Annotated in this window: 23 protein-coding genes, 1 tRNA gene, 1 pseudogene and 1 riboswitch; of the genes and pseudogenes, 15 read left to right on the top strand and 10 right to left on the bottom strand. The window is 62.2% G+C overall.

What is annotated here, in order from left to right; all coding sequences use genetic code 11:
- The first annotated feature begins 96 nt into the window (after window positions 1–96).
- From proS to NKH73_RS13325, 3 genes are read left to right on the top strand one after another with little or no spacing between them, the layout of a single operon-like run.
- On the top strand, window positions 97–1,425 hold the full coding sequence (gene proS, locus NKH73_RS13335; RefSeq protein WP_352932034.1) for a proline--tRNA ligase: 1,329 nt from the start codon (window positions 97–99) through the stop codon (window positions 1,423–1,425).
- Window positions 1,422–2,708, top strand: a complete 1,287-nt coding sequence (locus tag NKH73_RS13330) for a lipoprotein-releasing ABC transporter permease subunit (RefSeq protein ID WP_352932032.1) — start codon at window positions 1,422–1,424, stop codon at window positions 2,706–2,708. The genes proS and NKH73_RS13330 overlap by 4 nt, the downstream gene beginning before the upstream one ends.
- Complete coding sequence (locus NKH73_RS13325; protein WP_352932030.1) at window positions 2,705–3,388, top strand: ABC transporter ATP-binding protein; 684 nt, start codon at window positions 2,705–2,707, stop codon at window positions 3,386–3,388. The genes NKH73_RS13330 and NKH73_RS13325 overlap by 4 nt, the downstream gene beginning before the upstream one ends.
- Before the next feature lie 507 nt (window positions 3,389–3,895).
- On the opposite strand, the gene lipB is transcribed toward NKH73_RS13325, so the two are convergent.
- On the bottom strand, window positions 3,896–4,639 hold the full coding sequence (lipB, locus tag NKH73_RS13320) for a lipoyl(octanoyl) transferase LipB (RefSeq protein WP_352932028.1): 744 nt from the start codon (window positions 4,637–4,639) through the stop codon (window positions 3,896–3,898).
- A gap of 304 nt (window positions 4,640–4,943) precedes the next feature.
- On the opposite strand from lipB, the gene NKH73_RS13315 reads away from it, so the two are divergent.
- Both NKH73_RS13315 and NKH73_RS13310 read left to right on the top strand, forming a co-directional pair.
- Window positions 4,944–5,028: transfer RNA gene (locus NKH73_RS13315), tRNA-Leu, on the top strand.
- A 404-nt stretch (window positions 5,029–5,432) separates the two neighbouring features.
- Window positions 5,433–7,148: a GH32 C-terminal domain-containing protein gene (locus NKH73_RS13310; RefSeq protein WP_352932025.1), complete on the top strand. Its 1,716-nt coding sequence runs from the start codon at window positions 5,433–5,435 to the stop codon at window positions 7,146–7,148.
- A 22-nt stretch (window positions 7,149–7,170) separates the two neighbouring features.
- Here NKH73_RS13310 and NKH73_RS13305 read toward each other — a convergent pair whose 3' ends face one another.
- The 5 genes from NKH73_RS13305 to NKH73_RS13285 form a co-directional block, all read right to left on the bottom strand.
- Entirely contained in the window at window positions 7,171–7,944 is a 774-nt protein-coding gene (locus NKH73_RS13305) for an HAD-IIB family hydrolase (protein ID WP_352932023.1), read from the bottom strand.
- Window positions 7,941–9,278 (bottom strand): glycosyltransferase, encoded by a 1,338-nt coding sequence (locus NKH73_RS13300; RefSeq protein ID WP_352932021.1) that lies wholly within the window; start codon window positions 9,276–9,278, stop codon window positions 7,941–7,943. The genes NKH73_RS13305 and NKH73_RS13300 overlap by 4 nt, the downstream gene beginning before the upstream one ends.
- A 151-nt stretch (window positions 9,279–9,429) precedes the next feature.
- Window positions 9,430–10,755: a HAMP domain-containing sensor histidine kinase gene (locus tag NKH73_RS13295; RefSeq protein ID WP_352932018.1), complete on the bottom strand. Its 1,326-nt coding sequence runs from the start codon at window positions 10,753–10,755 to the stop codon at window positions 9,430–9,432.
- Entirely contained in the window at window positions 10,752–11,516 is a 765-nt protein-coding gene (locus NKH73_RS13290; RefSeq protein WP_352932016.1) for a response regulator transcription factor, read from the bottom strand. The genes NKH73_RS13295 and NKH73_RS13290 overlap by 4 nt, the downstream gene beginning before the upstream one ends.
- Before the next feature lie 27 nt (window positions 11,517–11,543).
- A complete protein-coding gene (locus tag NKH73_RS13285) occupies window positions 11,544–12,404 on the bottom strand; it encodes a MipA/OmpV family protein (protein ID WP_352932013.1) in 861 nt (286 codons plus the stop codon).
- A gap of 420 nt (window positions 12,405–12,824) precedes the next feature.
- Here NKH73_RS13285 and mgtE point away from each other — a divergent pair, with 420 nt between their 5' ends.
- A complete protein-coding gene (gene mgtE, locus NKH73_RS13280) occupies window positions 12,825–14,243 on the top strand; it encodes a magnesium transporter (RefSeq protein WP_352932011.1) in 1,419 nt (472 codons plus the stop codon).
- Between the two features lie 188 nt (window positions 14,244–14,431).
- A complete protein-coding gene (locus NKH73_RS13275) occupies window positions 14,432–14,818 on the top strand; it encodes a MerR family transcriptional regulator (protein WP_195174108.1) in 387 nt (128 codons plus the stop codon).
- A 19-nt stretch (window positions 14,819–14,837) separates the two neighbouring features.
- Here NKH73_RS13275 and NKH73_RS13270 read toward each other — a convergent pair whose 3' ends face one another.
- Entirely contained in the window at window positions 14,838–15,344 is a 507-nt protein-coding gene (locus NKH73_RS13270) for a methyltransferase family protein (RefSeq protein WP_352932008.1), read from the bottom strand.
- On the bottom strand, window positions 15,341–16,336 hold the full coding sequence (locus NKH73_RS13265; protein WP_352932007.1) for an acetyltransferase domain-containing protein: 996 nt from the start codon (window positions 16,334–16,336) through the stop codon (window positions 15,341–15,343). Before NKH73_RS13265 ends, NKH73_RS13270 begins: the two co-directional genes overlap by 4 nt.
- A 312-nt stretch (window positions 16,337–16,648) precedes the next feature.
- Between NKH73_RS13265 and NKH73_RS13255 the strand changes: the two are divergent.
- A pseudogene (locus NKH73_RS13255) lies at window positions 16,649–17,847 on the top strand (MFS transporter).
- A gap of 3 nt (window positions 17,848–17,850) precedes the next feature.
- On the opposite strand, the gene NKH73_RS13250 reads toward NKH73_RS13255, so the two are convergent.
- Window positions 17,851–19,032 carry an aromatic ring-hydroxylating oxygenase subunit alpha gene (locus tag NKH73_RS13250; RefSeq protein WP_352932000.1) on the bottom strand — a complete coding sequence of 394 codons (1,182 nt, stop codon included), beginning with the start codon at window positions 19,030–19,032 and terminating at the stop codon, window positions 17,851–17,853.
- Window positions 19,033–19,149: 117 nt separating this feature from the next.
- Between NKH73_RS13250 and NKH73_RS13245 the strand changes: the two genes are divergently transcribed.
- The 5 genes from NKH73_RS13245 (at window position 19,150) to cobO (ending at window position 22,243) form a co-directional block, all read left to right on the top strand.
- Window positions 19,150–19,842 (top strand): gamma-glutamylcyclotransferase, encoded by a 693-nt coding sequence (locus NKH73_RS13245; RefSeq protein WP_352931998.1) that lies wholly within the window; start codon window positions 19,150–19,152, stop codon window positions 19,840–19,842.
- Window positions 19,843–19,908: 66 nt separating this feature from the next.
- Window positions 19,909–20,104: riboswitch (cobalamin riboswitch) on the top strand.
- 37 nt (window positions 20,105–20,141) lie between these two features.
- Complete coding sequence (locus NKH73_RS13240) at window positions 20,142–20,321, top strand: CbtB domain-containing protein (RefSeq protein ID WP_091575531.1); 180 nt, start codon at window positions 20,142–20,144, stop codon at window positions 20,319–20,321.
- Window positions 20,322–20,336: 15 nt separating this feature from the next.
- On the top strand, window positions 20,337–21,104 hold the full coding sequence (locus NKH73_RS13235) for a CbtA family protein (RefSeq protein WP_352931994.1): 768 nt from the start codon (window positions 20,337–20,339) through the stop codon (window positions 21,102–21,104).
- Window positions 21,105–21,123: 19 nt separating this feature from the next.
- Window positions 21,124–21,624, top strand: coding sequence for a bifunctional adenosylcobinamide kinase/adenosylcobinamide-phosphate guanylyltransferase (cobU, locus tag NKH73_RS13230; RefSeq protein WP_352931991.1), 501 nt, complete (start codon window positions 21,124–21,126; stop codon window positions 21,622–21,624).
- A 1-nt stretch (window position 21,625) separates the two neighbouring features.
- On the top strand, window positions 21,626–22,243 hold the full coding sequence (gene cobO / locus NKH73_RS13225) for a cob(I)yrinic acid a,c-diamide adenosyltransferase (RefSeq protein WP_352931989.1): 618 nt from the start codon (window positions 21,626–21,628) through the stop codon (window positions 22,241–22,243).
- Between the two features lie 218 nt (window positions 22,244–22,461).
- On the opposite strand, the gene cbiB is transcribed toward cobO, so the two are convergent.
- Window positions 22,462–23,430, bottom strand: coding sequence for an adenosylcobinamide-phosphate synthase CbiB (gene cbiB / locus NKH73_RS13220; protein WP_352931986.1), 969 nt, complete (start codon window positions 23,428–23,430; stop codon window positions 22,462–22,464).
- Here cbiB and cobD point away from each other — a divergent pair.
- Window positions 23,429–24,472: a threonine-phosphate decarboxylase CobD gene (cobD, locus tag NKH73_RS13215; protein ID WP_352931984.1), complete on the top strand. Its 1,044-nt coding sequence runs from the start codon at window positions 23,429–23,431 to the stop codon at window positions 24,470–24,472. The genes cbiB and cobD overlap by 2 nt on opposite strands.
- Complete coding sequence (locus NKH73_RS13210) at window positions 24,469–24,978, top strand: tyrosine phosphatase family protein (RefSeq protein WP_352931982.1); 510 nt, start codon at window positions 24,469–24,471, stop codon at window positions 24,976–24,978. Before cobD ends, NKH73_RS13210 begins: the two co-directional genes overlap by 4 nt.
- Window positions 24,979–25,033 lie beyond the last annotated feature (55 nt).

Below are 25,033 nucleotides of genomic sequence, written 5' to 3'. Positions count from 1 at the left end.
GGTTTCCATTCGGTCATGAAATGGCTATGAAGCCGGGGCAAGCAAGCCAGCGCTGCGCCGATTCCGGTGCGGCAACTCTCTCTCACGGACCAGTCCATGCGTTTGTCGCGCTATTTCCTGCCTATCCTTAAAGAAAATCCGCGCGAGGCCGAAATCGTCTCGCACCGGCTGATGCTACGCGCCGGCATGATCCGCCAGCAGGGGCAAGGCAGTTTTTCCTGGCTGCCGCTCGGCAAACGGGTGCTGGACAAGGTCTGCCGGATCATTCGCGAAGAGCAGAACCGGGCCGGCGCGCTCGAGATCCTGATGCCGACCATCCAGTCGGCCGAGCTGTGGCGCGAAAGCGGCCGTTATGACGATTACGGCAAGGAGATGCTGCGCATCAAGGACCGGCAAGATCGGGACATGCTCTATGGGCCCACCAACGAGGAGATGGTCACCGAGATTTTCCGCGCCTATGTGAAGTCGTACAAGGATCTGCCGCTCAACCTCTATCACATCCAGTGGAAATTCCGCGACGAGGTGCGGCCGCGATTCGGCGTCATGCGTTCGCGCGAATTCCTGATGAAGGACGCCTATTCTTTCGATCTCGACTTCGAAGCCGCCAGGGCGGCTTATAACAGGATGTTCGTGTCCTATCTCAGGACGTTCACGCGCATGGGGCTGCAGGCAATCCCGATGCGTGCCGACACCGGGCCGATTGGCGGCGACCTCAGCCACGAATTCATCATCCTGGCCGACACCGGCGAGAGCCAGGTCTATTGCCATCGCGACTATCTCGCGCTTGACGTGCCGGGGGCGGACACGGACTTCTCCAACGATGCCGCCATCGGCGATATCGTCAAGATATGGACGACGCCCTATGCCGCGACCGACGAGATGCACGACGAGGCGGCGTGGGAGAAGGTTGCGACGAGCGACCGTGTCTCGGCGCGCGGCATAGAGGTCGGCCACATATTCCATTTCGGCGACAAATATTCGAAACCGATGGGCGCCAAGGTGACCGGCCCCGACGGCAAGGATCATTTTGCCTCCGGAGGTTCCTACGGCATCGGCCCGACGCGGCTGGTCGCGGCGATCATCGAGGCCAGCCATGACGACAACGGCATCATCTGGCCGGAGGCGGTGGCGCCTTTCGACATCGGCCTGATCAACATGAAGGCCGGCGACGCCGAGTGCGACCGCGTCTGCGATGAGCTTCATGCGGCGTTTGTCGCCGTCGGCAAGGACGTGCTCTATGACGACACCGACCAGCGGCCGGGCGGCAAGTTCGCCACCGCCGACCTGATCGGCCTGCCGTGGCAGGTGATCGTCGGGCCGCGCGGCGTGGCCGCCGGCGAGGTCGAGATCAAGAACCGCAGGACCGGCATGCGTGAGACGCTGCCGATCGCCGACGTGAAGAAGCGCTTCGGTCCTGCCGCATGAGCGAAGCGGCAGTAGCGAAACCCCTGGCCGCCGGACCTTTTTCCGTCTTCGAGCGCATGGTCGCATGGCGCTATCTGCGCTCGCGCCGCAAGGAGACGGTGATCTCGGTCATCGCCTCGATCTCCTTCCTCGGCATCATGCTGGGCGTCGCCACGCTGATCGTGGTGATGGCTGTCATGAACGGGTTTCGCGCCGAACTCCTGACGCGCATCCTCGGCGTCAACGGCCATCTGATCGTGCAGCCACTCGACATGCCGCTGGAGGATTATGCGCAGGTTGCCGACCGCATCAATGGCGTGCCCGGCGTCAAATACGCTATTCCGCTGATCGACGGGCAGGTGCTGGCGCAAGGCAATGTCGGCGGCGGTTCAGGGGCGCTGGTGCGCGGCATACGCGGCGAAGATCTGGGCAAGATTTCTATCGTCGCCAACAACATCAAGCAGGGCTCGATCGCCGGCTTCGACACAAGCGAGGGCGTCGCCATCGGCAGCCGCATGGCCGAGAATCTCGGTCTTGTGCTCGGCGACACGATCACGCTGATCGCGCCTGACGGCGACGTGACGCCGCTCGGCACGACACCGCGCATGAAGGGTTATCCGGTCACGGCGATCTTCGAGGTCGGCATGTCGGAATATGACAGCTCGATCGTCTACATGCCGTTTTCGGAAGCGCAGCTCTATTTCAACATGGACGGAAGGGCCCAGACCATCGAGCTCTATGTCGACAATCCCGACAATGTCGACGCGCTGAAGCCGAAGATCGAGGAAGCGTCGCAGCGGCCGATCACCATGGTCGACTGGCGAGAACGCAACAGGACATTCTTCGATGCGCTGCAAGTGGAGCGCAACGTCATGTTCATGATCCTGACGCTGATCGTGCTGGTGGCGGCGCTCAACATCATTTCGGGCCTGATCATGCTGGTGAAGGACAAGGGCCACGACATCGCCATCCTGCGCACCATGGGCGCCACGCGCGGCGCGATCCTGCGCATCTTCCTGATGACGGGCGCGGCGATCGGCGTGGTGGGCACCATCGCCGGCGTGCTGCTCGGCGTTGTCATCTGCCTGAACGTCGAGCGAATCCGCCAGTTCTTCTCCTGGCTGGCCGGTGAGAGGCTGTTCAATCCCGAGCTCTATTTCCTGAGCCAGCTGCCTGCCCGCATGGATGCCAGCGAGACGATCTCGGTGGTGCTCATGGCGCTGGTGCTGTCGTTCCTGGCGACGCTGTTTCCGGCATGGCGCGCGGCCAGGCTCGATCCGGTCGAAGCGCTGAGGTACGAATGATGGCCGAGGCCATTATCGAGCTGAAGGGCGTCGAGCGGCACTACGTCCAGGGGCCGCGCAAGCTGACCATCCTCAACGGCGCCGATTTTTCGCTGAAGCGCGGCGAGATCGTGGCGCTCGTGGCGCCTTCGGGCACCGGCAAATCGACGCTGCTGCACACCGCCGGACTGCTGGAACGGCCGGACGCTGGAGACGTGATTCTGGCCGGCCGCGCCTGCGGGCGGCTTTCCGACGACGAGCGCACGGCGATCCGCCGCAACGATGTCGGCTTCGTCTATCAGTTCCATCACCTGCTGCCGGAGTTCACGGCGCTGGAAAACATCATGATGCCGCAACTGATAAAGGGGCTGACGCGCAAGGAGGCTGCCGAGCGGTCGGCGCAACTGCTCGACTATATGCAGATCGGCAAGCGCGCGCAGCACCGCCCCTCCGAACTGTCCGGCGGCGAGCAGCAGCGCGTCGCCATCGCGCGCGCCGTCGCCAATGCGCCGCTGGTGCTGCTTGCCGACGAGCCGACCGGCAACCTCGATCCGGTTACCGCCTCCTATGTGTTCGAGGCACTGGGAGCGCTGGTCAGGCAGTCGGGGCTGGCGGCGCTGATCGCCACGCACAATCACGAGCTTGCCTCGCGCATGGACCGTCGCGTCACGCTGGCCGACGGCAAGGTTGTTCCGCTTTAGCTATATCGATATTCAGCCGGCCCTGCGAGCGGCAGGTTTCCTGCGCTTCCTGTACTCACGGCCCAAACGGTACGCTCCGTTCCGTTTCGGTTCTCGGAACCCACCCAGTCTGATCACTTCGCGCCCGTCTTCGACCCCGGCTGACCTGAATCTCGACACACCTAACGGGCTGATCACCGGCGTGCCGTCTGGCTGCATTTCCCCACACGCGGCCGTGCGAAAACGGCGGAAATCTGTCTCTCAACCTTTCCTTAACCCTGCCGAACTGAGTGCCCGGAATTTCGCAGCACGCTCGGATTGCGGTCGTTGACATTCGAACAAAATTAGAACAAAATACGAACATACTGAAAACAGGAGAGAGTTATGACCGGTCTTGTTCAGGATGTCGTGTCACTGGTGTGCATGAGCACGTTTCTCATTTCCATGGCGATCTGGATCGGAGCGATGTGAGGCAGCGCCTTCACGGGTGAGGGCAGCGTCGGAGCTCGGTGGTTCAGTGCTGCTTTGTCAGCCAGCCTTTCGGGTCGTCTCGACGAGCAGAGCTGTGGCGGGTCCAAAGACATCCTCGAAGGCGGATTTCAGCGCGAAATCGAGGTCGGCCATCCCCAGGGGAAGGCCGAGGTCGACGAGGCTGGTGACGCCGTAATCCTGCACGCCGCACGGCACGATGCCGCTGAAATGGCTGAGATCCGGCTCGACATTGATGGCGATGCCGTGAAAGCTCACCCAGCGCCTCAACCTGATGCCGATGGCGGCGATCTTGTCCTCGGCCGGCGATCCGTCGGCCAGGGCGGGGCGGTCCGGCCGCACCACCCAGACGCCGACGCGGTCCTCGCGCCGTTCGCCGCGCACGTTGAAGGCGGCGAGCGTGCCGATGATCCATTGCTCAAGCGCCGCGACGAAGGCGCGGACATCCTCGCGCCGCCGCTTCAGGTCGAGCATCACATAGGCGACCCGCTGGCCTGGCCCATGATAGGTATATTCGCCGCCGCGCCCGGCGGCGAACACCGGGAAACGGTCGGGCTCGATCAGGTCCTCGATACGGGCGCTGGTGCCGGCAGTGTAGAGCGGCGGATGCTCGACCAGCCAGACCATCTCGCCGGCGGCGCCCCTTCGGATCGCTTCGGCACGCGCCTCCATTACGGCAAGCGCATCCGGATAGGCGGTGAGGCCGGGTTCGATCCGCCATTCGACCGGCGCCGAACCGGGCAGAGGCAGGAACGACGTGGCGATCTGGCTGCGTTGTGGCATGGCGTATCTCGTCTAAAGCGGCCGCGTTTGAAGGAACCGTGGGCGCGCTTTAAATTTTGTTTTATGCATATCGTCGTCCCAAACCGCTGCGCACCTTCGGTTCAAGCCCGAGGGCATGTTTTTGGGCGACATGCATTGGCCTCACATATGGCGGCAATCGGCCGAAACGTCCAGTTCCGAACACGTTCCAACCCTTTGCAGGCTAATGCCGAATCCCGGGGCAATTAATGCACGACGCGCCCTTGTTTCGCCGGAGACGATTTGCTACACGCCGCGAGCCGGTTCGTTTCGGCTCCTACCACGTGCGGTCGTGGCGGAATTGGTAGACGCGCAGCGTTGAGGTCGCTGTGGGGCAACCCGTGGAAGTTCGAGTCTTCTCGACCGCACCAGCTTTACCCAATAAGCTGCTTTTTTTATTGCGTAATTTTCTGTTTCCCTGCAGCTCTTCCCAAGACTGTTTGTGCGAACTGAAACACTGCGCGAAGCTGCAGATGGTTGGGCGCGGAATGCCGCGCCATGACAGCCTGGTCTGACCCGCCATTAAACGCCAGATGCTTCAAAGACCGACCTGTGCCGCGAAGCGGACCATCGGGACTCCTGCCTTGCGCCAAGGAGCCTGAGGCCGTTGCTGGCGGCGATGCGTGCGGCGATTGACGTCGAAGACCGTCGATCCGGGGAATGGCTTTGCGAAAGTGAAAATCCAGTTTTAACGTCCTGCGACACATTTCCAGTTCGATAACCGGGTTTGATACTCTATCTGTCCGGGAACGCCGCACAGAACGGAGCCATCTTCATGAGTGACAGCCAGGTAAGGATTGCGGGAGGGAACACCATTCGAAGCCTGCATGCCGACCTGCCAGTCAACGCCACGTTCCATATCTGGCTTAAAGCGACCAAGCCGGACGTTGCGGGCTCACTGTCTTTTTCCAATGTCCGTGGCAAGTTCGGCGAGGTCAGCGTTACGAACGCCGAAGAGTATGAATTCAGAATTTTTCACGTCTTCGGCGGTGGCAGCGTCGAACTGGATTACGACACGGATCAAACATCCGTATCGGTCGCCTACTGGTTCGCACTGGCCGATGTGCTGGAGACAGGGATTACAGTTCTCCACACCAATCCGGGAAATGCCCCGCCGAACATCCCCGACAGCTATCATTTTCGTCCGCCGTTCGGCTGGATGAACGATCCAAACGGATTTGGCCGGTTCGAAGGCCGTCCACATCTCTTTTATCAGCATTATTCCCATGGGCTTCGGTGGAATACGATGCATTGGGGGCATGCCGTATCTTCGGATTATTTGCGATGGCGCCACATGCCTATCTTCCTGTTCCCATCGGAAGATCTTACCGCAAGGCCCGACAAACGGGGCGGCGCGTATTCCGGCTCGGCTATTCCGCTTGCCGACGGTCCGGGCATTCGCGTCTTTTTTACCGAGCAGGTACAGGACCGTATCCCAGAACAGCAAATCCAACTTACTGCCACTTCCAGCGACCTGATCACGGCGGGAAATGCGGATGTCGTCCTGCCCTACCGCCCGCTGGACCAGGGACTGACAGCGGATTTTCGCGATCCATACGTCTTCAAGGGACCGGATGGCCGCTGGAAAATGCTGCTGGGCAGCCAGAGCGATGAGGGTGGCGTCGTCCTGCTCTACGAAACGCATGATCATACGGCTGCCACCGGCTGGACCTATATCGGCAAGCTTCTGGTCGAGAAACACTATCGGACGACGGCGATTGAATGTCCCTGTCTGCTGCCGCTCGACGGGCTTGCGACCGATCCCGCGACGCGATGGGTTCTAATCCTCGGGCTGATGAACAGCGAGGACCAATCCACTCGGCGCAAGAACCTGACAATGGCCATCGTGGGCTGGTTTGATGGCCAGACCTTTGCCAAGGAATTCGAGCAGGAACTGGACTTCGGGACGGACAACTACGCCTTCCAGGCATTCGTCGACGGCGATGCTATCGTCGGCGTGGGCTGGCTTGCCAACTGGGCCGATACCGGCCCGGCGATCGATTTCCCCACAGCCATGACGCTGCCTCGCAATATCCGTCTGTCTGCCGGCGAGCTGTATACCCCGCCCATCGGGGCTGCCGAGAGCCTGCGGAGCCATATTCTGGACCGAACACGCCTTGCAGCCGGAGAGCAGGTGAGCTTTATCAACGGTGCCGTCGAAATCCTGTTCGAGTTGGAAAAGCCGGGTGCCCATTTCCACCTGAAGCTCGAACATCCAACCGTCCGCCTCGAAGTTGTCGTCGACGACGAGGGACTTGCCATTCGCCATGAAGACGACGGCGCAGCTCAATCTCCTCACTATATCGCCAAGGGCGCCCGCCCAAAACGGCTGCGGATATTCCTCGACTACGGATCGATCGAGGTCTTCGCGGATCGCGGTCGTTGGGCTGGCACGAAACGGATTAACGGTTTTGAGCCGGTACAATCCGCCCGTCTCATCGCCGAACCGGGCGCCGTTCTACACGCTACGGTATGGGCGCTCAAACCGTGACAACGAGATCGATACTTCCAGCTCAGGATTGGGCGTCCTCAAATACCGCCCAATGAACGAGGCCTTCGACCACGCCGAGGGCGAACTGCTCCTTCGCGCTGTAAATCAGCGGGTTGTCCCGAGCCATGTCGAGCAGTTCGGGAAGGGCGTTGGCGACGACAATCCCCCGCGCATCCGGCAGCTCGAACATACTGCGATCGTTGTTGGTATCGCCGGCGACGACCACCTCATCGAGGCCGATGCCGAGTTCATTGCAGAGCCAGGTCAGCGCCTGTCCCTTGTCGGCTGAGCGCGGCAGTATGTCGAGATCGCGTCCGCTCGAATAGACCATCGTCACCGACAGGCCGGCTTCGATCAGCGCACGCTCGATATCGGCTAGGGCGTCCGGACTTGCTTCATGCAGGTACCAGCTCGATTTGAAGGCGTGTTGATAACCGTCGGGTTGCCGGACGGTGTCTTTGAGCGATCCGAGCACCGCATCGACCTTTTCAAGGGACCAGCCTTCCGAAAACCTCTGGGTAAAGTGCGCCAAATCGGTAAGCTTTGCGGGGCGCGAGCTGTGCCGCGGGCCGGAGAGCATCGTGCCGACACCCCCGATCACATAGTCCGGCGTCGGCAGGCCGACTTCGTCGACGAAGTTCAAAATGTCGTCGGCCAGACGACCGCTGTTGTAGACGAGAACCGGCCGATGCGCGGGGTCGAGCGCTTCCCATTTGGAACGAAAGCGCGCCGTCGCCGGCGCATCGCCTGTGAGGGTGCCGTCGAGATCACTCGACAAAAGTGCGATCGGTCTCAATCGCCGTCGTTCCACGGCTCGTCCCAATCATGGTCGTCGACTGCCTTCAACACCGGACGGCCCTCGACGAGGCTGACCAGCTGTTGCGCGATACCTGTCCAGGTGAACAGGCTGCGCGCCTTGTGCGCACCCATGCGGCCCAGTCGGCCGTAGAGGCGCTGGTGCTTCATTGGCTTGACGATCGTGATGCCCAGATCTTCCTTGTCGAACGGATCGCCGAAGAGCGCGTGCCGGCCATAACTGATGCCGCGATAGAGGCCGCCATGGATCGTAACCACGGCGGGCGTCCCGCAGGCCATGGCCTCGATCGCGGTCATGCCGAAAGGCTCGTAGCGGCTCGACAGGACGAACATGTCCGCCGCCCGATAGGTGTCGGCCAGATCCTCGTCGGCAACATAGCCGGAGAACACGACACGATCCTGCAAGCCTAGCTGTTCAACCTGTTCCTTGAGCTGGTTCAGGATTTTTTGTTCCTGCTCGTCCATGTTCTCGCCGCCGACCGCGAGCCTCAGGACCGCATCCGGCACACGCGGCGCCACTACGGAAAACGCGTCGATCAGCAGGTCGTAGCCCTTGTTGGTGGCGAGCCGGCCGAGCGCCAGGATCGTTCGGCCCTCGAAGCCAAGCCGGTGGCGGATCATGCGGCGAGATGCCTCGCTGACGGGGAAGAACCGGTTGTCGTCGTAACCGGGTGGGATCATGTGCACGCGGTCACGGTCGACGCTGTAGTCCTCGACCAGCATATCGACCTGCGGCGGCGTTGTTGCAATCACCATGGCGCAGCTTCGATAGATGATCGTCTCGTGCTTTATGCGCTCGGTGAAATTGAATTCGGCCTCGAATGTATCGGCCTTATCAGGGTAATCCGTCTTCATCTGACGCTGCTTCCATATACCAAGGGAATGCGGCGTATGGATGTGCGGGATGGTGAGCGCTTCCGAGAGTCGCTGCCCCGCGACGCCCGCGTCCCAGTAGTGACTGTTGATGAAGTCGTAGGAGAGGTTTTCTCTGCGAATTAGGCGCAGCGCGCTTTCACACCATTCGAGAAGATGGCGATGGAGATATTCCTTCGGAATGAAATCGGGTCCGCCACAGGCGACACGCAGAACACGAACCCCGTCGGCCACTTCATCGACAGGAGGTTGGTCTTCAAATCGTCGTGTCCAGATATCGACGGCATAGCCCAATTGGGCCAGTTTTTTGGCCAGTTCCAGGACATAGACCACCTGTCCGCCGGTATCGGCCGCACCAAGTGGCGGGTTGGCTGCAACGTAGCCGTGGGTTGAAATCAGTGCAATTCTAGGTATCGCCGCATCCGAGTTGTCGTTCGGCATCTCTATCCTTCTCTACGATTGATCTCCGCACGCCCGCGGTCGAGCAAGCGCAGGTTCAACTATATAGGGAACCCAGCCTTCATCGGCAAATGTTGAGAGACCCGATTTGCCGCCCTGCTCCAACGCACCGTGTCCTCTCGGTGCGGGCCGTCTATGACGGCTGGACACTTGGTCCATTCGGCAGATCGACGGTAACGACGAGCCCGGTTGGCTGGTTGTCCTGCAATTCGATCTTGCCGCCGTGGCCCTGAATGATGTCCGCAACGATCGAGAGGCCCAGACCGAAGCCATGCTTCGAGGTGCCGCCGCGCGATGTGTCCTCTTTGAAGAACGGTTCGAAGACACGGGCGCGCGCGGGTGTTGGAATGCCCGGCCCATCGTCAACGACCTCGATGCGCGCCGCCGTATCGGTCTGCGTCAACGCGACGGTGACGTTGCCGGCGAACCTGACGCCGTTGTCGCACAGATTGGTGATCGCCCGCGCCAACGCATTGGGTTTGCACCAGCCCAGAAGCCGATCCGGCCCGGAATACGAGACCGGAAACCCGACATCCGAAAATTCGGCGCAGACGGTTTGCAACACGCTGGCGATGTCGACACGCTGCAGCTTCTCCGTCGAGACATCGTTGCGCAGATACGTCAAAGTCTCGTCGATCAGATCTTCAATATGCTGGATATCGGACAGCATCGCGGTTCGAATGAGCCCATCGTCCATGCGCTCGGCGCGAAGCCGTAATCGCGTCAAGGGCGTGCGCAGATCGTGGCTGACGCTGCGCAACATGCGCGTGCGGTTTTCGATCATCGTCCGGATGCGTGTTCGCATCCTATTCAGCGCGCGCGCCAGCCCGGCCATCTCGATAGAGCCGCGTTCGACGAAAAGCTCGTCGCCATTCTCGATCTCGGCCGAGCCGACGGCCGCCGAGATGCGTTTCAATGGCTCCGTCACGGCCCATACCGCAAAGAACCAGATCAAGGTCGGCAAGGCGATGAAGGCCATGAATTTGTAGAACAAGGAACGGATGAGGTCTGATGTCAGTAAGGCATCGGGTACTCCGAGGTGAGCCAGGATGGTCTGCTGATCCAGGCCAATGACAAACGCGGATCGACCATCGACAGTCACCCACCGTCCCTCAATCGGCCTCTTCCCGAACCCGAGAAACCGTTCGACGTTTCGCCACTGCGCATAAGAATATGGAATACCGTCGATCTGTTCTTTCGAAAATATCTTGAAATCCAGGCCCGCACGAGCCGCTGCTGCCAGAATCTCTTCACGAGCCTCCGCTGGTGCTTCGCGCAACAGGCCTGCAATCACGGTGGCTCGCAGGAGACTGTCGTCAATAACGGGCAGGTCGATAATCCTGGTAAAGCTTTCGACGACCGATCCGGTAGACAGGATCACAAACACCGCGACGAGAATGATCGCCGCGAGTTGCCCACGCACTGACTGCGGCAGGCTGCGGCGGATGAAATTCCTCATGCTTCCTCCACCGTCGCGGTGAAGATATAGCCGCCCAGCCGAACAGTCTTGAGGAGCACCGGATCGCGTGCATCCTTTTCGATCTTCTGGCGGATCCGGCTGATATGGACATCGACGCTTCGCTCGATCGGGCCGGCAAGCCCGGCATGGGTTACGCCGAGCAGTTCCTCGCGTGAGAGAACCCGGCCGGCATTGCGGCAGAACGCAAGCAACAGGTCGAATTCATGCATCGTGGTTGAAACCCGCGCATTGCTTGGATCATGCAATTGCCGGCGTACCGGATCGAGCCGCCAGCCGTTGAAGCGAAGCACCCTCGAGCGATCCCGCTCTTCGGGAGCGCTGGCGGTGCGGCGCAGCAACGCTCGTATCCTGGCCGTCAGCTCGCGCGCGCTGAATGGTTTCGTCATGTAGTCGTCAGCGCCGATCTCCAGCCCGAAGATACGGTCGATTTCTTCGCCAAGCGCGGTCAGCATCAGGATCGGAACGTTCGTGTGCGCGCGAAGACGGCGGCAGATGCTGAGGCCGTTTTCGCCGGGGAGCATGACATCGAGCACGATGAGATCGAATTTCTGCTTGCGAAGCGCGGCGTCCATCCGGATGCCACTCTCGGCTATTTCCACGATCATGCTGTTTTCAGTGAGCGTCTCGCCCAGCATGCGCGCGATTTCGACATCGTCTTCGACAATGAGGACACGCCAAACTTGGCTTGTCGATTTGGACTCGGCGTTCAAATCGCCTTGGTGTCGTGCGACGTTTGCCATTGCCTGGACTGGTACCTGTGTGGGCGGTCAGAACCGATATCCGACGAGAAGCATGCCTGAAGGCTGGATCTTTTCGGCGACGATCGGACTGTCGGCGGCGTCACCGACTAGAACGCCGACTCCCGCTTCGCCGCGCACCATCCAATTCTGGTTGAGCATATATGTGGCGGACACCGAAAAATCGGCGCGCTTCAATCCGGCGCCGGCATCGTAGCGCGCCAGCCCCGAGCGAGCCGATTGTTCCGGCGTGACGCCGAAATAGGCCTGCATGTGATTTTCGTCGGCAAAGACGGCGGAGGCGCGGGCGCCGACCATCAATGATTGGGACAGCGGGTGGTTGACCTCGATCCCGACCTCGCCCACCAGGCCATCGCTGCCGCCGATGGTCTTGTCCACTTGCGCGAAGATTTCAGCCGGGCCGAAATTCACCGTGGCCTTCGCGCCCACGGTTCCACCCATGCCGATGTCTCCCAGCCCGCGCAGACGGTCGGCATCGTCTTCATCGCGGCCCATTTCATAACCAAGCCGCGCACTGAACTCGAACCGGTCCTGTTCATAGATGGCGATGTCGGCGCCTCTCGGATCGATCGTCACCACGTCGCGGAATGTCGCCGTGACAAAGGGCACCGGCATGACCTTGAACTCGTCGCTGCCCTCGTATTTTGGAACGATGATCGCGCCGCCGCCCAGGACGACATGCCAGTCGGACAGTTTTTGCTCGAAACGGGCGAAACGGGAAGGTTCGGGCGGTGGAAGGGTGAGATCGTCCGAATTCACCGCAATGGCGTCGGCGGCAAGTGCTATTCCCGGATGCGTTGAAAACAGGATGGCCATTGCTGCAAGAGATGCCCGGCCGGCAAATATTCCAGAATCCATTTTGGCGAACATGCGTGCTCCAGTATAGCGAGGCGATATGCCTCCGATGCTCTCACCATTTCAGATGAAAGTGGCCGCATGCGTGGAGTGATGTTAAGTTTTGTTGCGCAATCGTGGTTTCATCTTGGCGCTTCTAAGAGAGAACGATGATGGCAGATGATCGATCCGTTCCCGCCTCGGGCGATCAAGAACGACCTCCCGTCCGCTAACCCGGTCGCATCGGCTTCCGCCTCGTACAGAACAGGGCGCATTTTCGGCTGATATTTCCGTGCGTTGCGCCATGGGAGCAGCGGACTCCCAAGCCGGTATCGTTCCACTCCCCTATCTTTGTGTTTGGGCATCGGATTCTGCCAAAACCGGTTTCCACTTTTAGGTCCGATGCTCTAGACCTGACGGGCACCTTTTCCGGAATTCTGATGGCGGGAGGCGCTGGTGGAAGGCCAGGACGAACAGACGACCGGCGCCAGAGCCGCTGAAGACAGCCACGCCGACATCTATGGCGAGGACGGCGCCATTCTGTCCTCGTTCCTGGCTCAGATCGGCGCTGCGATCGCCGATCGCGACACGCTGACGCTGAAGCGTGAAGTCGACGACCTGCACCAATCGGAACTCGGCGATCTGCTCGAGGCGCTTCATCCTGAACAGCGCCGCGCGCTTGTCGAATTGTTGGGTACCGACTTCGATTTTTCCGCGCTGACCGAGGTCGACGAGGCGATCCGCCGCGATATCGTCGACAGTCTGCCCAACGCGCAGATCGCCCAGGGGGTGCAGGACCTCGATTCCGACGACGCGGTCTACATTCTCGAGGATCTCGAAAAGGAAGACCAGGACGAGATCCTGTCGCAACTGCCGTTCACCGAGCGGATCAGGCTGCGCCGCTCTCTCGACTATCCCGAAGAGACCGCTGGCCGCCGCATGCAGACCGAGTTCGTCGCGGTGCCGGCGTTCTGGACGATCGGCCAGACCATCGACTACATGCGCGAGGACCAGAACCTACCCGACCGCTTCAGCCAGATCTTCGTCATCGATCCGAGCTTCAAGCTGCTTGGCGCCATCGATCTCGACCAGATCCTGCGCACCAAGCGTTCGGTCAAGGTCGAAGAGGTCATGCATGAGACCAGGCACGCCATTCCGGCGACCATGGACCAGGAAGAGGCCGCGCGGGAATTCGAGCAGTATGACCTTTTGTCGGCTGCCGTCGTTGACGAGAACGACCGGCTGGTCGGCGTGCTGACCATCGACGACGTGGTCGACGTCATCCAGCAGGAAGCAGAGGAAGATCTGCTGCGCATGGGCGGTGTCGGCGACGAAGAACTGTCGGACAGCATCCTTTCGACCTCGCGCTCACGCGTTCCGTGGCTGCTGGTCAATCTGCTGACGGCTTTCCTGGCGGCTTCGGTAATCGGTCTGTTCGACCGCACGATCGAGCATATCGTGGCGCTGGCCGTACTGATGCCGATCGTGGCCGGCATGGGCGGCAATGCCGGCTCGCAAACGATGACGGTCACGGTGCGAGCGCTGGCGACCAAGGATCTCGACATCTACAATGCAGGCCGCATCATCCGTCGCGAGATGGGCGTGGGCTCCATCAACGGCATCATCTTCGCCATCCTGATCGGCCTCGTGGCGGCTGCCTGGTTCCGCGATCCCAACCTGGGCGGCATCATCGCGGCGGCGATGATCATCAACATGTTCGTGGCCGCACTTGCCGGCATCCTGATCCCGCTGCTGCTCGACCGGTTCAAGATCGACCCGGCGGTGGCTTCGGCGGTTTTCGTCACGACGGTCACTGACGTCGTCGGCTTCTTTGCCTTTCTCGGCCTTGCCACATGGTGGTTCGGCGTGCGCTGAGCGAACGCGCGGTTACGCCTGCAATTGACTTTTACGTAAATGCCATGCGAGATTCCGACGCAGGCGGGGGCGCCAGCCGATTCCGGCGCGGGATGGGTCTCATTCGAGACGCAAACGCGAAGCGGCGCACTAAGTTCAGGCATTTGGCCGATTAGGCATTTGGCCGATTAAGACATTTTGGAGTGAAGATGCGGGAATATTATTCGATCACCGAACTGACCCGCGAATTCGACGTTTCGACGCGGACGCTGCGCTTCTACGAGGACGAGGGGCTGGTGCAGCCGGTGCGGCGCGGCCGCACGCGGCTGTTTCGCCCGTCGGACCGGCATCTCATCCGTCAGATCATGCGCGGCAAGAGGCTCGGCTTTTCGATCAACGAAATCCGCGAAATCATCCAGATGTACAAGGCGCCGCCCGGGGAGGTCGGTCAACTCAATCTGATGATCAAGCGCATCGAGGAAAAGCGCGAGGATCTGCGCCAGAAGCGCCGCGACCTCGAAGAAACCCTGGCCGAGCTCGACCAGGCCGAGGAATCCTGCGTCGAGCGGTTGGTGGAGCTCGGCGTCAACACCTGAGCGGCCTTTGCCGCACGCATCAAATCCAGCGCCGCACCTTTTTCGCGTAATCCCGGTATTTCTTGCCGAATTTCGTCGCCAGGACTTTCTCCTCGCCTTCGACCGCCAACTTCTGCGTTGCGAAGGCCGCGATGATAGCCAGCGGCAGGAACCATACGATCCCCGAGACAAGCGCCACTCCGATCAGCAGCAGCGTGTTGGCCAGGTATATCGGGTTGCGGCTGACAGCGAAGGGGCCTGACGTCACCAGGTGATCCGGCACGGCATTTGGATGTAGCGTGGTCTTTGCCTGGATCATGGTGCGGATCGCCGTGAACCAGAGTGCGATGACGCCGAACAATGCCACCCAGCCGGCCGCGAACAGGATGTCGCCCAAAAGGCCGCCGATCCACGGCAGCGGATAGAGCAAGCCAAGCGCGATGCTGGCGGCGATGGCAGCGAGATAGATCAGCGGCGGCCACGGTATAAGGCCCGGTTTCGGCTGCGCTGGTTTCGGCTGGCCCGGTTTGGTCTGATGGTCGGTCATTGTGCTCCTCCCTCCATCAAAGTGCTGTCGGCTTTGGCAGTGCAGGCACCGGCGAGCTCGTCGAGATGCGCCTTCCAGTCCGCAGCCTGGTCGTTGCGGTAGAGCCGATCAAGCGTGGCCTCGCCCTCGAGCGTATCGAGCATGCACACACAATAGCTGGAGCAGAACTCCGTGTCGCGCGATTGCTCGCACGACATCTGGCATTCTTTCAGGAAGGTCACCTGCCTGGTTTCGACCGGTGCCGGCATGATCTGCGAAAACAGCCAGACCGAGCCGATCAGCATCGGCTGGTGGATCAGGTAGAAGGCGAGGCTGTGCCGGCCGACAAAGACCAGCGGATTTGTCCAGCGGCCGGGCGTGAGGCTCGCCAGCCGCGTCAGCACACCGGAGGCTGAGGCGAGCTTTGCCGCCGCGATGCCTGCCAGCACGGCGCCGAACCACGGCAACAGCGGGACATAATCGTTGGAGCGTGGATTGGTTGCCGACAGGCCGACCCACCACAGGGCCGGATGGTCGAAGATCCCGGACCTGAGGTAGAGCGGCGCGGTGATGACGAAAGCCGCGACGACAAGCGTCAGCAGCGCCGGCAGCCGCAGAAACGCCAGGCCGAGCAGGCTGGCCAGCGCGATCTCGTGCAGGATACCGAAGAAGATGAAGCTGTCGGGCGTGGCAAACCTTGTGGCGGCCGATATGGCGAGCGCCGCCCCGGCGACCATGGCGAAGCGTTTCCAGAAGCCGCTCCAGCGGATCTGTTTGCCATGGGCGAGGAACAGGCTGACGCCGACCAGGAACAGGAAGGTCGAAGCGATGCAGCGCGCGTAGAATTTCCACCAGCCGACGGCGGTCAGGCCAGGATCGGTGTAGCCGAAGAATTCGAGATCCCAGGTGAAATGGTAGCTCGCCATGGCAAGCAAAGCGATGCCGCGGGCGACGTCGATGGCGATGATGCGCTTCGTCTTCGATTGATCCTGAACGGGCGTGTCGATGCTCATGGTCTCGCAATTCTGATTCAGCAGAGCAAGACGACTATCACGATTGCCCTGGACAAAAGAAGGCGGCCACGCATGGCCTCTACGCCGGTTCGTGCCGGCTTTAGAGCGACATGCGTCCAGTTGGACGCATCGTGCTTTTTCGAAAATCGATTCCGATTTTCGGGCCGGCGCGTTAGGCCAGCGCCGGAAAGCCTTTGACCAGCTTCGCTTTTTGCCGTGAACGGGTCGGTTTCCTGTTACCGGCCCAGGGATGGCCACGGCAGATTTGGCCCCACGTCCTGCATTGGGCGATTCTGCTTCGGGGGGACAGAAATGGCTACCCATGTACGCCATCCAATCGGGCTTCCGGCGTTGCGGCCGGCGGATGCGCGCACCTTCGCCTCGCTCTATGCGGTCGAATCCTTCGCGCGCGCCATCGTGTCGAGCGTCATCCCAATCCAGGCCTACGAAATCCTCCGCAACGAGCAGATCGTCTCGATCCTCTACACCGTCGTGGCGCTGCTCGGCCTGTCGGTGACGCTGTTCATGCCGATGCTCATCCGGCGCTTTGCCCGGCGCTGGGTCTACACTGCAGGCGCCTGCCTGCTTGCCGTCGGCTCGCTGTTCTTTCTCACGCACACGCTTGCCGGGCAGTTGGCGGGCATGCTGTGCCGCGTGATGGGCGCCAGCGCGTTGTCAATCACGCTCAGCCTCTACATATGGACCACATCCGCAAGACCGATTTCATGAAGGCCGAATCGCTGCGCATGGCGTGGTCGATGCTCGCCTGGACCAGCGGACCGACACTCGGCATTTTCCTCTACACGCGTTTTGGCATCTATGCCGCGCATGGGGCGGTCGCCATTTTCGCCATGGCCCTGCTGGCCCTGTTCTGGACCTACCGGCTCGGCGACAATCAGTCGATCCGCCCGGGCAAGACGCGGCCGGCCAATCCGCTCGCCAACATCGGCCGCTTCGTCGCGCAGCCGCGTCTCAGGCTGGCCTGGCTGATCGCCTTCGGTCGCTCCTGCTTCTGGACGACGTTTTTCGTCTACGGGCCTTTGTTCATGGTGATCACGGGCGAGGGCGAGCTTGCCGGCGGCCTGCTGGTTTCGGCGGGCAATGCGCTGCTGTTCACGGCCATCTTCTGGGGCAGAGTGGGACAGCGTTTTGGTGGCCGGCGAACCATGACATCAGCCTATTTCGCCATGTCGGCCACGCTGCTGGCGGCGGGGGCCGTCGGCGAATCCGTGCCGTTTCTTACCGGCGCCTTGCTGCTGTGCGGCGCGTTCTTCGCCATCGCTCTCGACGCGTTGGGCTCGACCGCCTTCATGCGCTCGGTGCGCTTCTACGAGCGGGCGCAGATGGCGGCAGTCTATCGCACCTATCTCGACCTTTCCGAGTTGACGCCGCCGCTGGTCTATTCGGTGGTTCTGGCGTTTTTCGGGCTGGGCTCGGTGTTCGCCACGCTCGGTGTTTTGGCCGCGGCCTGCGGCTATGTCACGTGGCGCTATCTGCCGAAATCGTTCTGACGCTCATGGTTTGGATGTAGGCGCAGAATGGCGTTCGCGTACCCAGTCGTGGAAGCGGTGCAGTTCATATTCCTCGGGCATCAGCACGCCGGCCTTGTGGCGCATCGAGCGCAGGCCCTTCTGGTTGACCTCGCAGATATCAGCATCTTCCTCCAGCACCTGCCTGCCAAAGGCGACGATGTTGTCGATATCGGTCGTCGGATCGGCGAGCGCTTCGGGCGAAAAAAGCCATTCGGCGGTCAGTTCGGTCTGCTCCGGGCCGAGCGGCACCAGCCGCACGGTCCTGACATAGTCGACATGGCCAACGATGAACATCGACGGCAAATGGGTGGCGTAGGTTTGCCCGGCGGCGCGCTCGGCTGAAGTGAGGTCGCAAAAGACCGGGCCGTGGACGCGCCCGTCGCGCGACCAGGTCTCGGCTCCGGCCCGCAGGCCACCGGAAAACTCCGGCGCATCATTGTCGGCGTGACGGGCCCATTCGGGATCGTCATGCCGCCCCATCAGGCCGCGGCCATAGATCGGCACCAGCCGCGACAGGTCCTTGTGAACGCCAGGACAATGCAGGCACTCGTTGAAGTTCTCCCAGAAGATCTTCCAGTTGCAGTTCATCACCTTGCGCAGCACATGGCCAGACACCAGCGTTTCCAGCGGCCAGTTGGCGAGATCGCCGGATGCGGGATCGAAGGATGTTTCAGCCGAACCGGCGGCATCTTCCTCCAGATTGACGAAGACAAAACCGCGCCATACCGACAGTGCGACGCGATAGAGCGGGTGATCGGCCTTGTCGAAACCTTCAGGCAGCGATTTCGACGGCACCCGCACCAGATCGCCGCGCAGCGAATAGGACCAGGCGTGGTAGGGACAGGTGATCAGCCGCGCCTTCAACCGTCCCTCGCTCTCCCGGCAGAGCTGCGAGCCGCGATGCCGGCAGGTGTTATGGAAGGCGCGCAGCTCGCCGGTCTCGTCGCGCAGCACGACGATCTCCTGCGTGCCGACACGGAACGTCCTGAAAGCCAGCGGCTGCGCAAGGTCGACCTCGCGGCAGACCAGCAGCCAGCTTCGATACCAGATGGCGTCGAGATCGCGCTGATGGACGTCGGCGTCCCAGTACGCCGATGACGGCAGCGCCGGTTCAAGCCGGGTCAAACCACTATAGGGATCGTGCTCGCTCTGGCTGGGTTGCATGGCTGGCTCCTGTTATGGGCCAGCCGACACCCCGGCAAATCTTTTGTCAATTGGGGCGACAGCATTGCCGGATTCGGTTGTGATGCCTAATCATGCCGGAAGTAAAAGGATTGGGACATGGCCGCACGACAGATGTCGCTCACAGCCGAACTGGTGGCGCGCTGTTGGCGCGAGATCGAGGATGCCGGTCCCGATCCGGACGCGGCGCATCTGGATGACCGCGACTATGACGCAATGCTCGACGACTTCCAGGCTGAACTCCCAACCTCCGAACCGCTGTGGTTGTTCGGCTATGGCTCATTGATCTGGAAGCCGGAAATCGACCACGTCGAGGAACGTGTCGCCGTAGCGCGCGGCTGGCACAGATCTTTTTGCATGAACATGACGCGCTGGCGCGGCACCAAGCAGAGCCCGGGGCTGATGATGGCGCTGAACCGTGGCGGACAGTGCAAGGGTGTAGCCTTTCGGCTGAGCGATGGCGATCGCCGGGCGCAGCTCGACAAGCTTTTTCGGCGTGAGGTGACGCTGAAGCCGACGAGCTATCGTCCGCGCCTGCTCTCGCTGGCAAGCGACAGCGGGCCGTTCAAGGCGCTGGCCTTTGTCATCAACCGCAAGGGGACGACCTATGCCGGACCGCTCGGGGAAGAAGAGGTGGTCGAAAAGCTCTCGACATCCTGCGGGCACTGGGGATCAGGCGCCGACTACCTCTACAACACGGTGAAAAACCTGGAAGAGCGCGGCATTCACGACCGCCATCTGTGGCGGCTGCAGCAGCTGGTTGCCGAGCGGATCAGTGCCTCGAGGCCTTGAGACCGCATGGCGCATTCACGCTGGTAACGGGCGGAATTTGGTTTGCCGGCCGCGACGATTCTGCCTATAGTCAAAGCTGTCGTCGGTTCCGTTAGGGACCAAGAGGGAATGCGGTGAGGGTAAATTTCTTGCCCAATGCCGTGGCTGCCCCCGCAACTGTGTGCGGTAGTCCTCTCCATATGCCACTGAAGAGTTTCTTCGGGAAGGTGGGGAAGGGCGCTGATCCGCGAGCCAGGAGACCTGCCGGCGACAGGAGAACTGACTTCTATGCCCTCGGGTGGAGGGCGAAAGGACAAGACATGAATACCGCTTCCGTCTCGCTCGGCGCTTCCGTCTCCTCGCAGTCGCGCTTCATGCAGCTGGCGCTTGCTGCATTTCTCGGCATTTTCGTCATGGGCTTTGTCGGCTTCTCGCATATCGATGCGGTCCACAATGCCGCCCACGATTATCGCCATTCGATGGCGTTTCCCTGCCACTGACGAGGGGCTGACATCATGACACTGTTTCGCAACGTCGTGTTCATCGCGGCGATCGCAGGGCTTGTGGCCGGCGTCGTCCTCGCCTGCATGCAGGCCTATGCCACCGTGCCGCTGATCCTGAAGGCGGAGGTCTACGAACAGGCCGGCGGAGGCCACACGCATGACCATGCCGCTGTCCCCGCCGCAGATACCAATGCCATGGCCAGCGCCGCACCGGCGCCGGCCGAAGTTGCCGCTCCAGAAGACGACGGCTGGGCGCCGGCCGATGGTTTTGAGCGCTTTGCCTTCAACGTGGTTGCCAATGTCGTCACTGGCATCGGCTTTGCGCTGATCCTGGTGGCCGCTTCGGAGTTCGCCGGCGGCATTGGCAATTGGCGTCAGGGCCTGTTCTGGGGCCTGGCCGGCTTCGCCGTGTTCACGCTCGCTCCAAACCTTGGCTTGCCGCCCGAACTGCCGGCGATGCCGGCCGCCGATCTCACCCAGCGCCAGATCTGGTGGATGGCGACAGTGGTGGCGACGGCCGCCGGTCTCGGCTTGCTCGCCTTCCGCAAGTCGCTGCCGCTGGCGCTGCTTGCCGTGGCGTTGATCGTGGCGCCGCATATCGTCGGCGCGCCGCAGCCCGACAGTTTCGAGTCGCCGATTCCGGAAGGCTTGCACCACCAGTTCGTGGTGGCGGTGACGCTGACCAATCTGGTGTTCTGGCTGGTGCTCGGCGCCGTCGTCGGCGTGGTGCGTGGCCGCTTGACCGGCACAGCGACCGGCCTGCGCGACAGCTTTGCCTGATCGCGTTGCTTCTGGCGGGATGCTGACCCTGGTCATCGGCGGTGCGCGCTCCGGCAAGAGCGCGCATGCCGAAAGACTGGTGACGGCCTGTCCGGCGCCATGGGCCTATATCGCCACGGCGCAAGCCTATGACGACGAGATGCGCGAGCGCATCGCGCTGCACCGGTCGCGGCGCGGCGAGGGCTGGACGACCATCGACGCGCCGCTCGATCTCATCGGCGCGATCGAGGCGCTGCCTGACGGCCGGCCTGTCCTGATCGACTGCCTGACGCTGTGGCTGGCCAACCATATGCTGGCCGAACACGACATCGAGGCCGAATGCCAGGGGCTGGCGGATGTGCTGTCGCGACCGCGCGGGCCATGGTTCGTGGTTTCCAACGAGGTCGGCCAGGGCATCGTGCCGGATAATGCGCTCGCCCGTCGGTTTCGCGACGCCGCCGGCCGGCTCAACCAGCAGGTCGCGGCCGTGGCCGACACGGTGCTGATGATGGTGGCGGGGCTGCCGCTCAAGGTGAAATGACATGGCCGATACTATCGATCCCAAGGACGAGGAACGCCACCGCGCCAAGATGGCCAAGCGCAAGGCAGTGCAGGACGCCGAGGTCGCGGCAAAGACGGTCGAGAAGGGGCTGCTGATCGTCAACACCGGTCCAGGCAAGGGCAAGACCACCGCCGCCTTCGGGCTGGCGCTGAGGATGCTCGGCTACGGCAAGCGCGTCGGCGTCGTCCAGTTTATCAAGGGCAAATGGCACACCGGCGAGAAGGACGCTTTTGCGGCTTTCGGCGATCGGGTCGTTTGGCACACGATGGGCGAGGGTTTTACCTGGGAGACGCAAGATCTGAAGCGTGACATCGCTGCCGCCGAAGCCGCCTGGGCCAAGGTGCTCGAGCTGATGGCCGACCCGTCGATCAGCCTTCTGGTGCTCGACGAGCTGAACATCGCGCTGCGCTACGACTATCTCGATCTGGACAAGGTGGTGGCGGCGCTGAAAGGCCGCCGCGATGGGCTGCATGTCGTCGTCACCGGCCGCAACGCCAAGCCGGCGCTGGTCGATGCCGCCGATCTCGTCACCGAGATGGGCGTGACCAAGCATCACTTTTCCGCCGGCGTGAAGGCGCAGCAAGGCATAGAGTTCTGAGAGGTTTTGCTCGCGTGCTGAGGTAGGGCTATACGGGGAGAAGTTCCCGGCAGGGCGATGAGGGGCAGCGCAAACGTGAAGCGATTGGCCACGTCGTGGCCCGAAATCGATTGCTTTGTGACGGCAGTTATGCTAGGAATTTATTCATGGTGCAGATTCGCGCCAGCGACCTGCCCTTGAGGCAGTTTTTGTTTAGCCGATCTCGACCGGATTAAGCGTCACGCAGCGATGACGATCACCGACAGCAAGCCGAACAGCGCGATCAGCAGAAGATCGGCCGTCCGGCAGAGTTTCAGCGCTCGCCTGATATCGGCGCTCTCGATATCGCGGCGGCCGCCTTCACCCATGAACGCGTCGTCGACCATGACGCCGTCATAGGAACGCGGGCCGGCGAGTGCCAGGCCGAGCGCGCCGGCCATCGCTGCTTCCGGCCAACCGGCATTGGGCGAGCGGTGCTTTTTCGCGTCGCGCTGCACGGTGCGCCAGGCGTTGCCGGCATCGGCGCCTTTGACGAAGAAAGAGGCACCCACGATGAGCAGTGCGGTCAGCCGCGACGCCGGCAGGTTGATCAGATCGTCGAAGCGCGCCGCCGCCCGGCCGAAGGCCTCGTGGCGCGGGGTGCGGTGGCCGATCATCGAATCGGCGGTGTTGGCGGCCTTGTAGGCGACGCCGCCGGCCAGCCCGCCGACGCCGATCCAGAAGACGGGAGCAACGACGCCGTCGGAAAAGTTCTCGGCCAGGCTTTCGATCGCCGCGCGGCAGACGCCTGATCTGTCCAGCTTTTTAGGATCGCGGCCGACGATCCGTGAGACGGCAACACGGCCGATGTCGAGCCCACCATTGTCTAGGCCGTCGGCCACCGCCTCGACATGCTCGGCCAGGCTCTTCTGCGACAGCAGCGACGTCGCCAGAATTGCCGTGAGGACCAGTCCGGCGGGAATGCCTGAAAGCATGGTTTCCACCGCGAAGGCGATGGCCGCCGGCACCAGCACGATGATCAGCAGCGCATGAACGCCGCGCCGGCGACGCAGGGCGTCGGAATCAGTATCGCGGTTGAGCCTGATATCGAGAAAGGATATCAGCCTGCCAACCCAGGTGACGGGATGGCCGATGGCGCCGAACAGCCAGGCTGGGTAGCCCACGGCGAATTCAATAACCAGTGACAGGAAAGCGATCAGGATCGACATGAAGTCTCTTGATGGATCGGCGACAGTGGTGGATCACGGCGGAAGCCTTGGCCGGGCGAGGGCGCTTTTCCCGCACGCACCACAACCCTTTGTCGACCTCTCGACCGGTATCAATCCGCACTCCTATCCGTTTTTCGAGTTGCCCGCCACCGCCCTTTCAAGATTGCCGGAAGCCGCGCGCGCCCGTGAGTTGGCCGACATCGCGGCAAGCGCCTATGGCGCGCCGTCGGCGGCGACTGTGATGGGAGCGCCGGGCACGCAGATCCTGTTGCCGCGCGTCGCCTCGCTGGTGCGGCCCGGCAAGGCGGTGGTGCTCGGGCCGACCTATGCCGAACATGCGCGGGCAGCGGCGATCGCCGGTCACGCGGTGACGGAGGTCGATGATTTCGAGGCGCTCGCAGGGGCCGACCTTGCCATCGTCGTCAACCCCAACAATCCGGACGGGCGCGTCGTCGAACGCGAGAAGCTGCTTGGGCTTGCCGGAAAATTGCGCGCCAAAGGCGGGTTGCTGGTCGTCGATGAGGCGTTCATGGATGTCGGTCCGCTTGGCGAGAGCCTGGCCGGCGATGTCGAGCAAGGCGGCATCGTCGTGCTGCGTTCCTTCGGCAAGTTCTTTGGGCTGGCCGGCCTGCGGCTTGGCTTTGCGCTGGCCGATGCGCTGACGGTCGAACGGCTGGAGGCGCAATTCGGGCCGTGGGCGGTGGCCGGACCGGCGCTCGAATATGGTATCCGCGCGCTTGCCGACACCGGCTGGCAGGTCGAGATGCGGCGCCGTCTGGCAGAGGAGGCCGCGCGGCTCGATACGCTGTTCGGCCGCTTCGGCGTGCCTGTCGCCGGCGGCACCACGCTATTCCGCTACATCAGGCTGGCGGACGCCGCCGGCTTGTTTTCGACGCTTGGCGAGTGTGGCATCCTGCTTCGTCATTTCTCCGGCCGGCCGCATGTGCTGCGCGCCGGGCTGCCGGGTCCGGAGGAGGAATGGCAGCGGCTCCAATCGGCTCTTGCCGACTGGGCGCAAAAGATAGAGGAAAAGGTACGATGATCCATGTCTGCTCCCTATCGAAGGTCCAGGAAACGGTTGCGAGGACCGGCGCCGAGCGGCTGCTTTCCCTGCTGGCCGCCGGCACCGAAGTGACGCGCCCGGCCTCGATCATCAGGGAAAACCATCTGCATCTGGTCATGCACGATATCGCCGTGGCGCAGGACGGCATGACCATGCCGGGCGAGGAGCATGTCCGGGACCTGCTTGATTTCGCGCGCCGATGGGATCGTGCAAGGCCACTGGTCGTGCATTGCTATGCCGGCATCAGCCGTTCGACCGCCTCGGCCTATATCATCGCGGCGGCACTGGCGCCGACGCGCTGCGAAGTCGAATTGGCTGAGACGCTGCGGGCGCTGTCGCCCTCGGCGACGCCCAATCCGCGGCTGATCGCGGTCGCCGACGCGCTGCTCGATCGCAATGGCCGCATGATCCGTGCGATCGAGGCGATCGGGCGCGGCGCGGACGCCTTCGAAGGCACGCCTTTTGAGTTGAAGATCGACGCCTAGAATTTGACCCTCGGAGAGAGCGAAAGCGACCACTGGATCGCTGCACTCTTCGGCC

It is taken from the genome of Mesorhizobium sp. M0938 (genome assembly GCF_040319125.1).
GTDB classification, from domain to species: Bacteria; Pseudomonadota; Alphaproteobacteria; order Rhizobiales; family Rhizobiaceae; genus Mesorhizobium; species Mesorhizobium robiniae.
The sequence above is the reverse complement of the archived record's forward strand: the minus strand, read 5'-3'. Positions and strand labels throughout refer to the sequence as shown.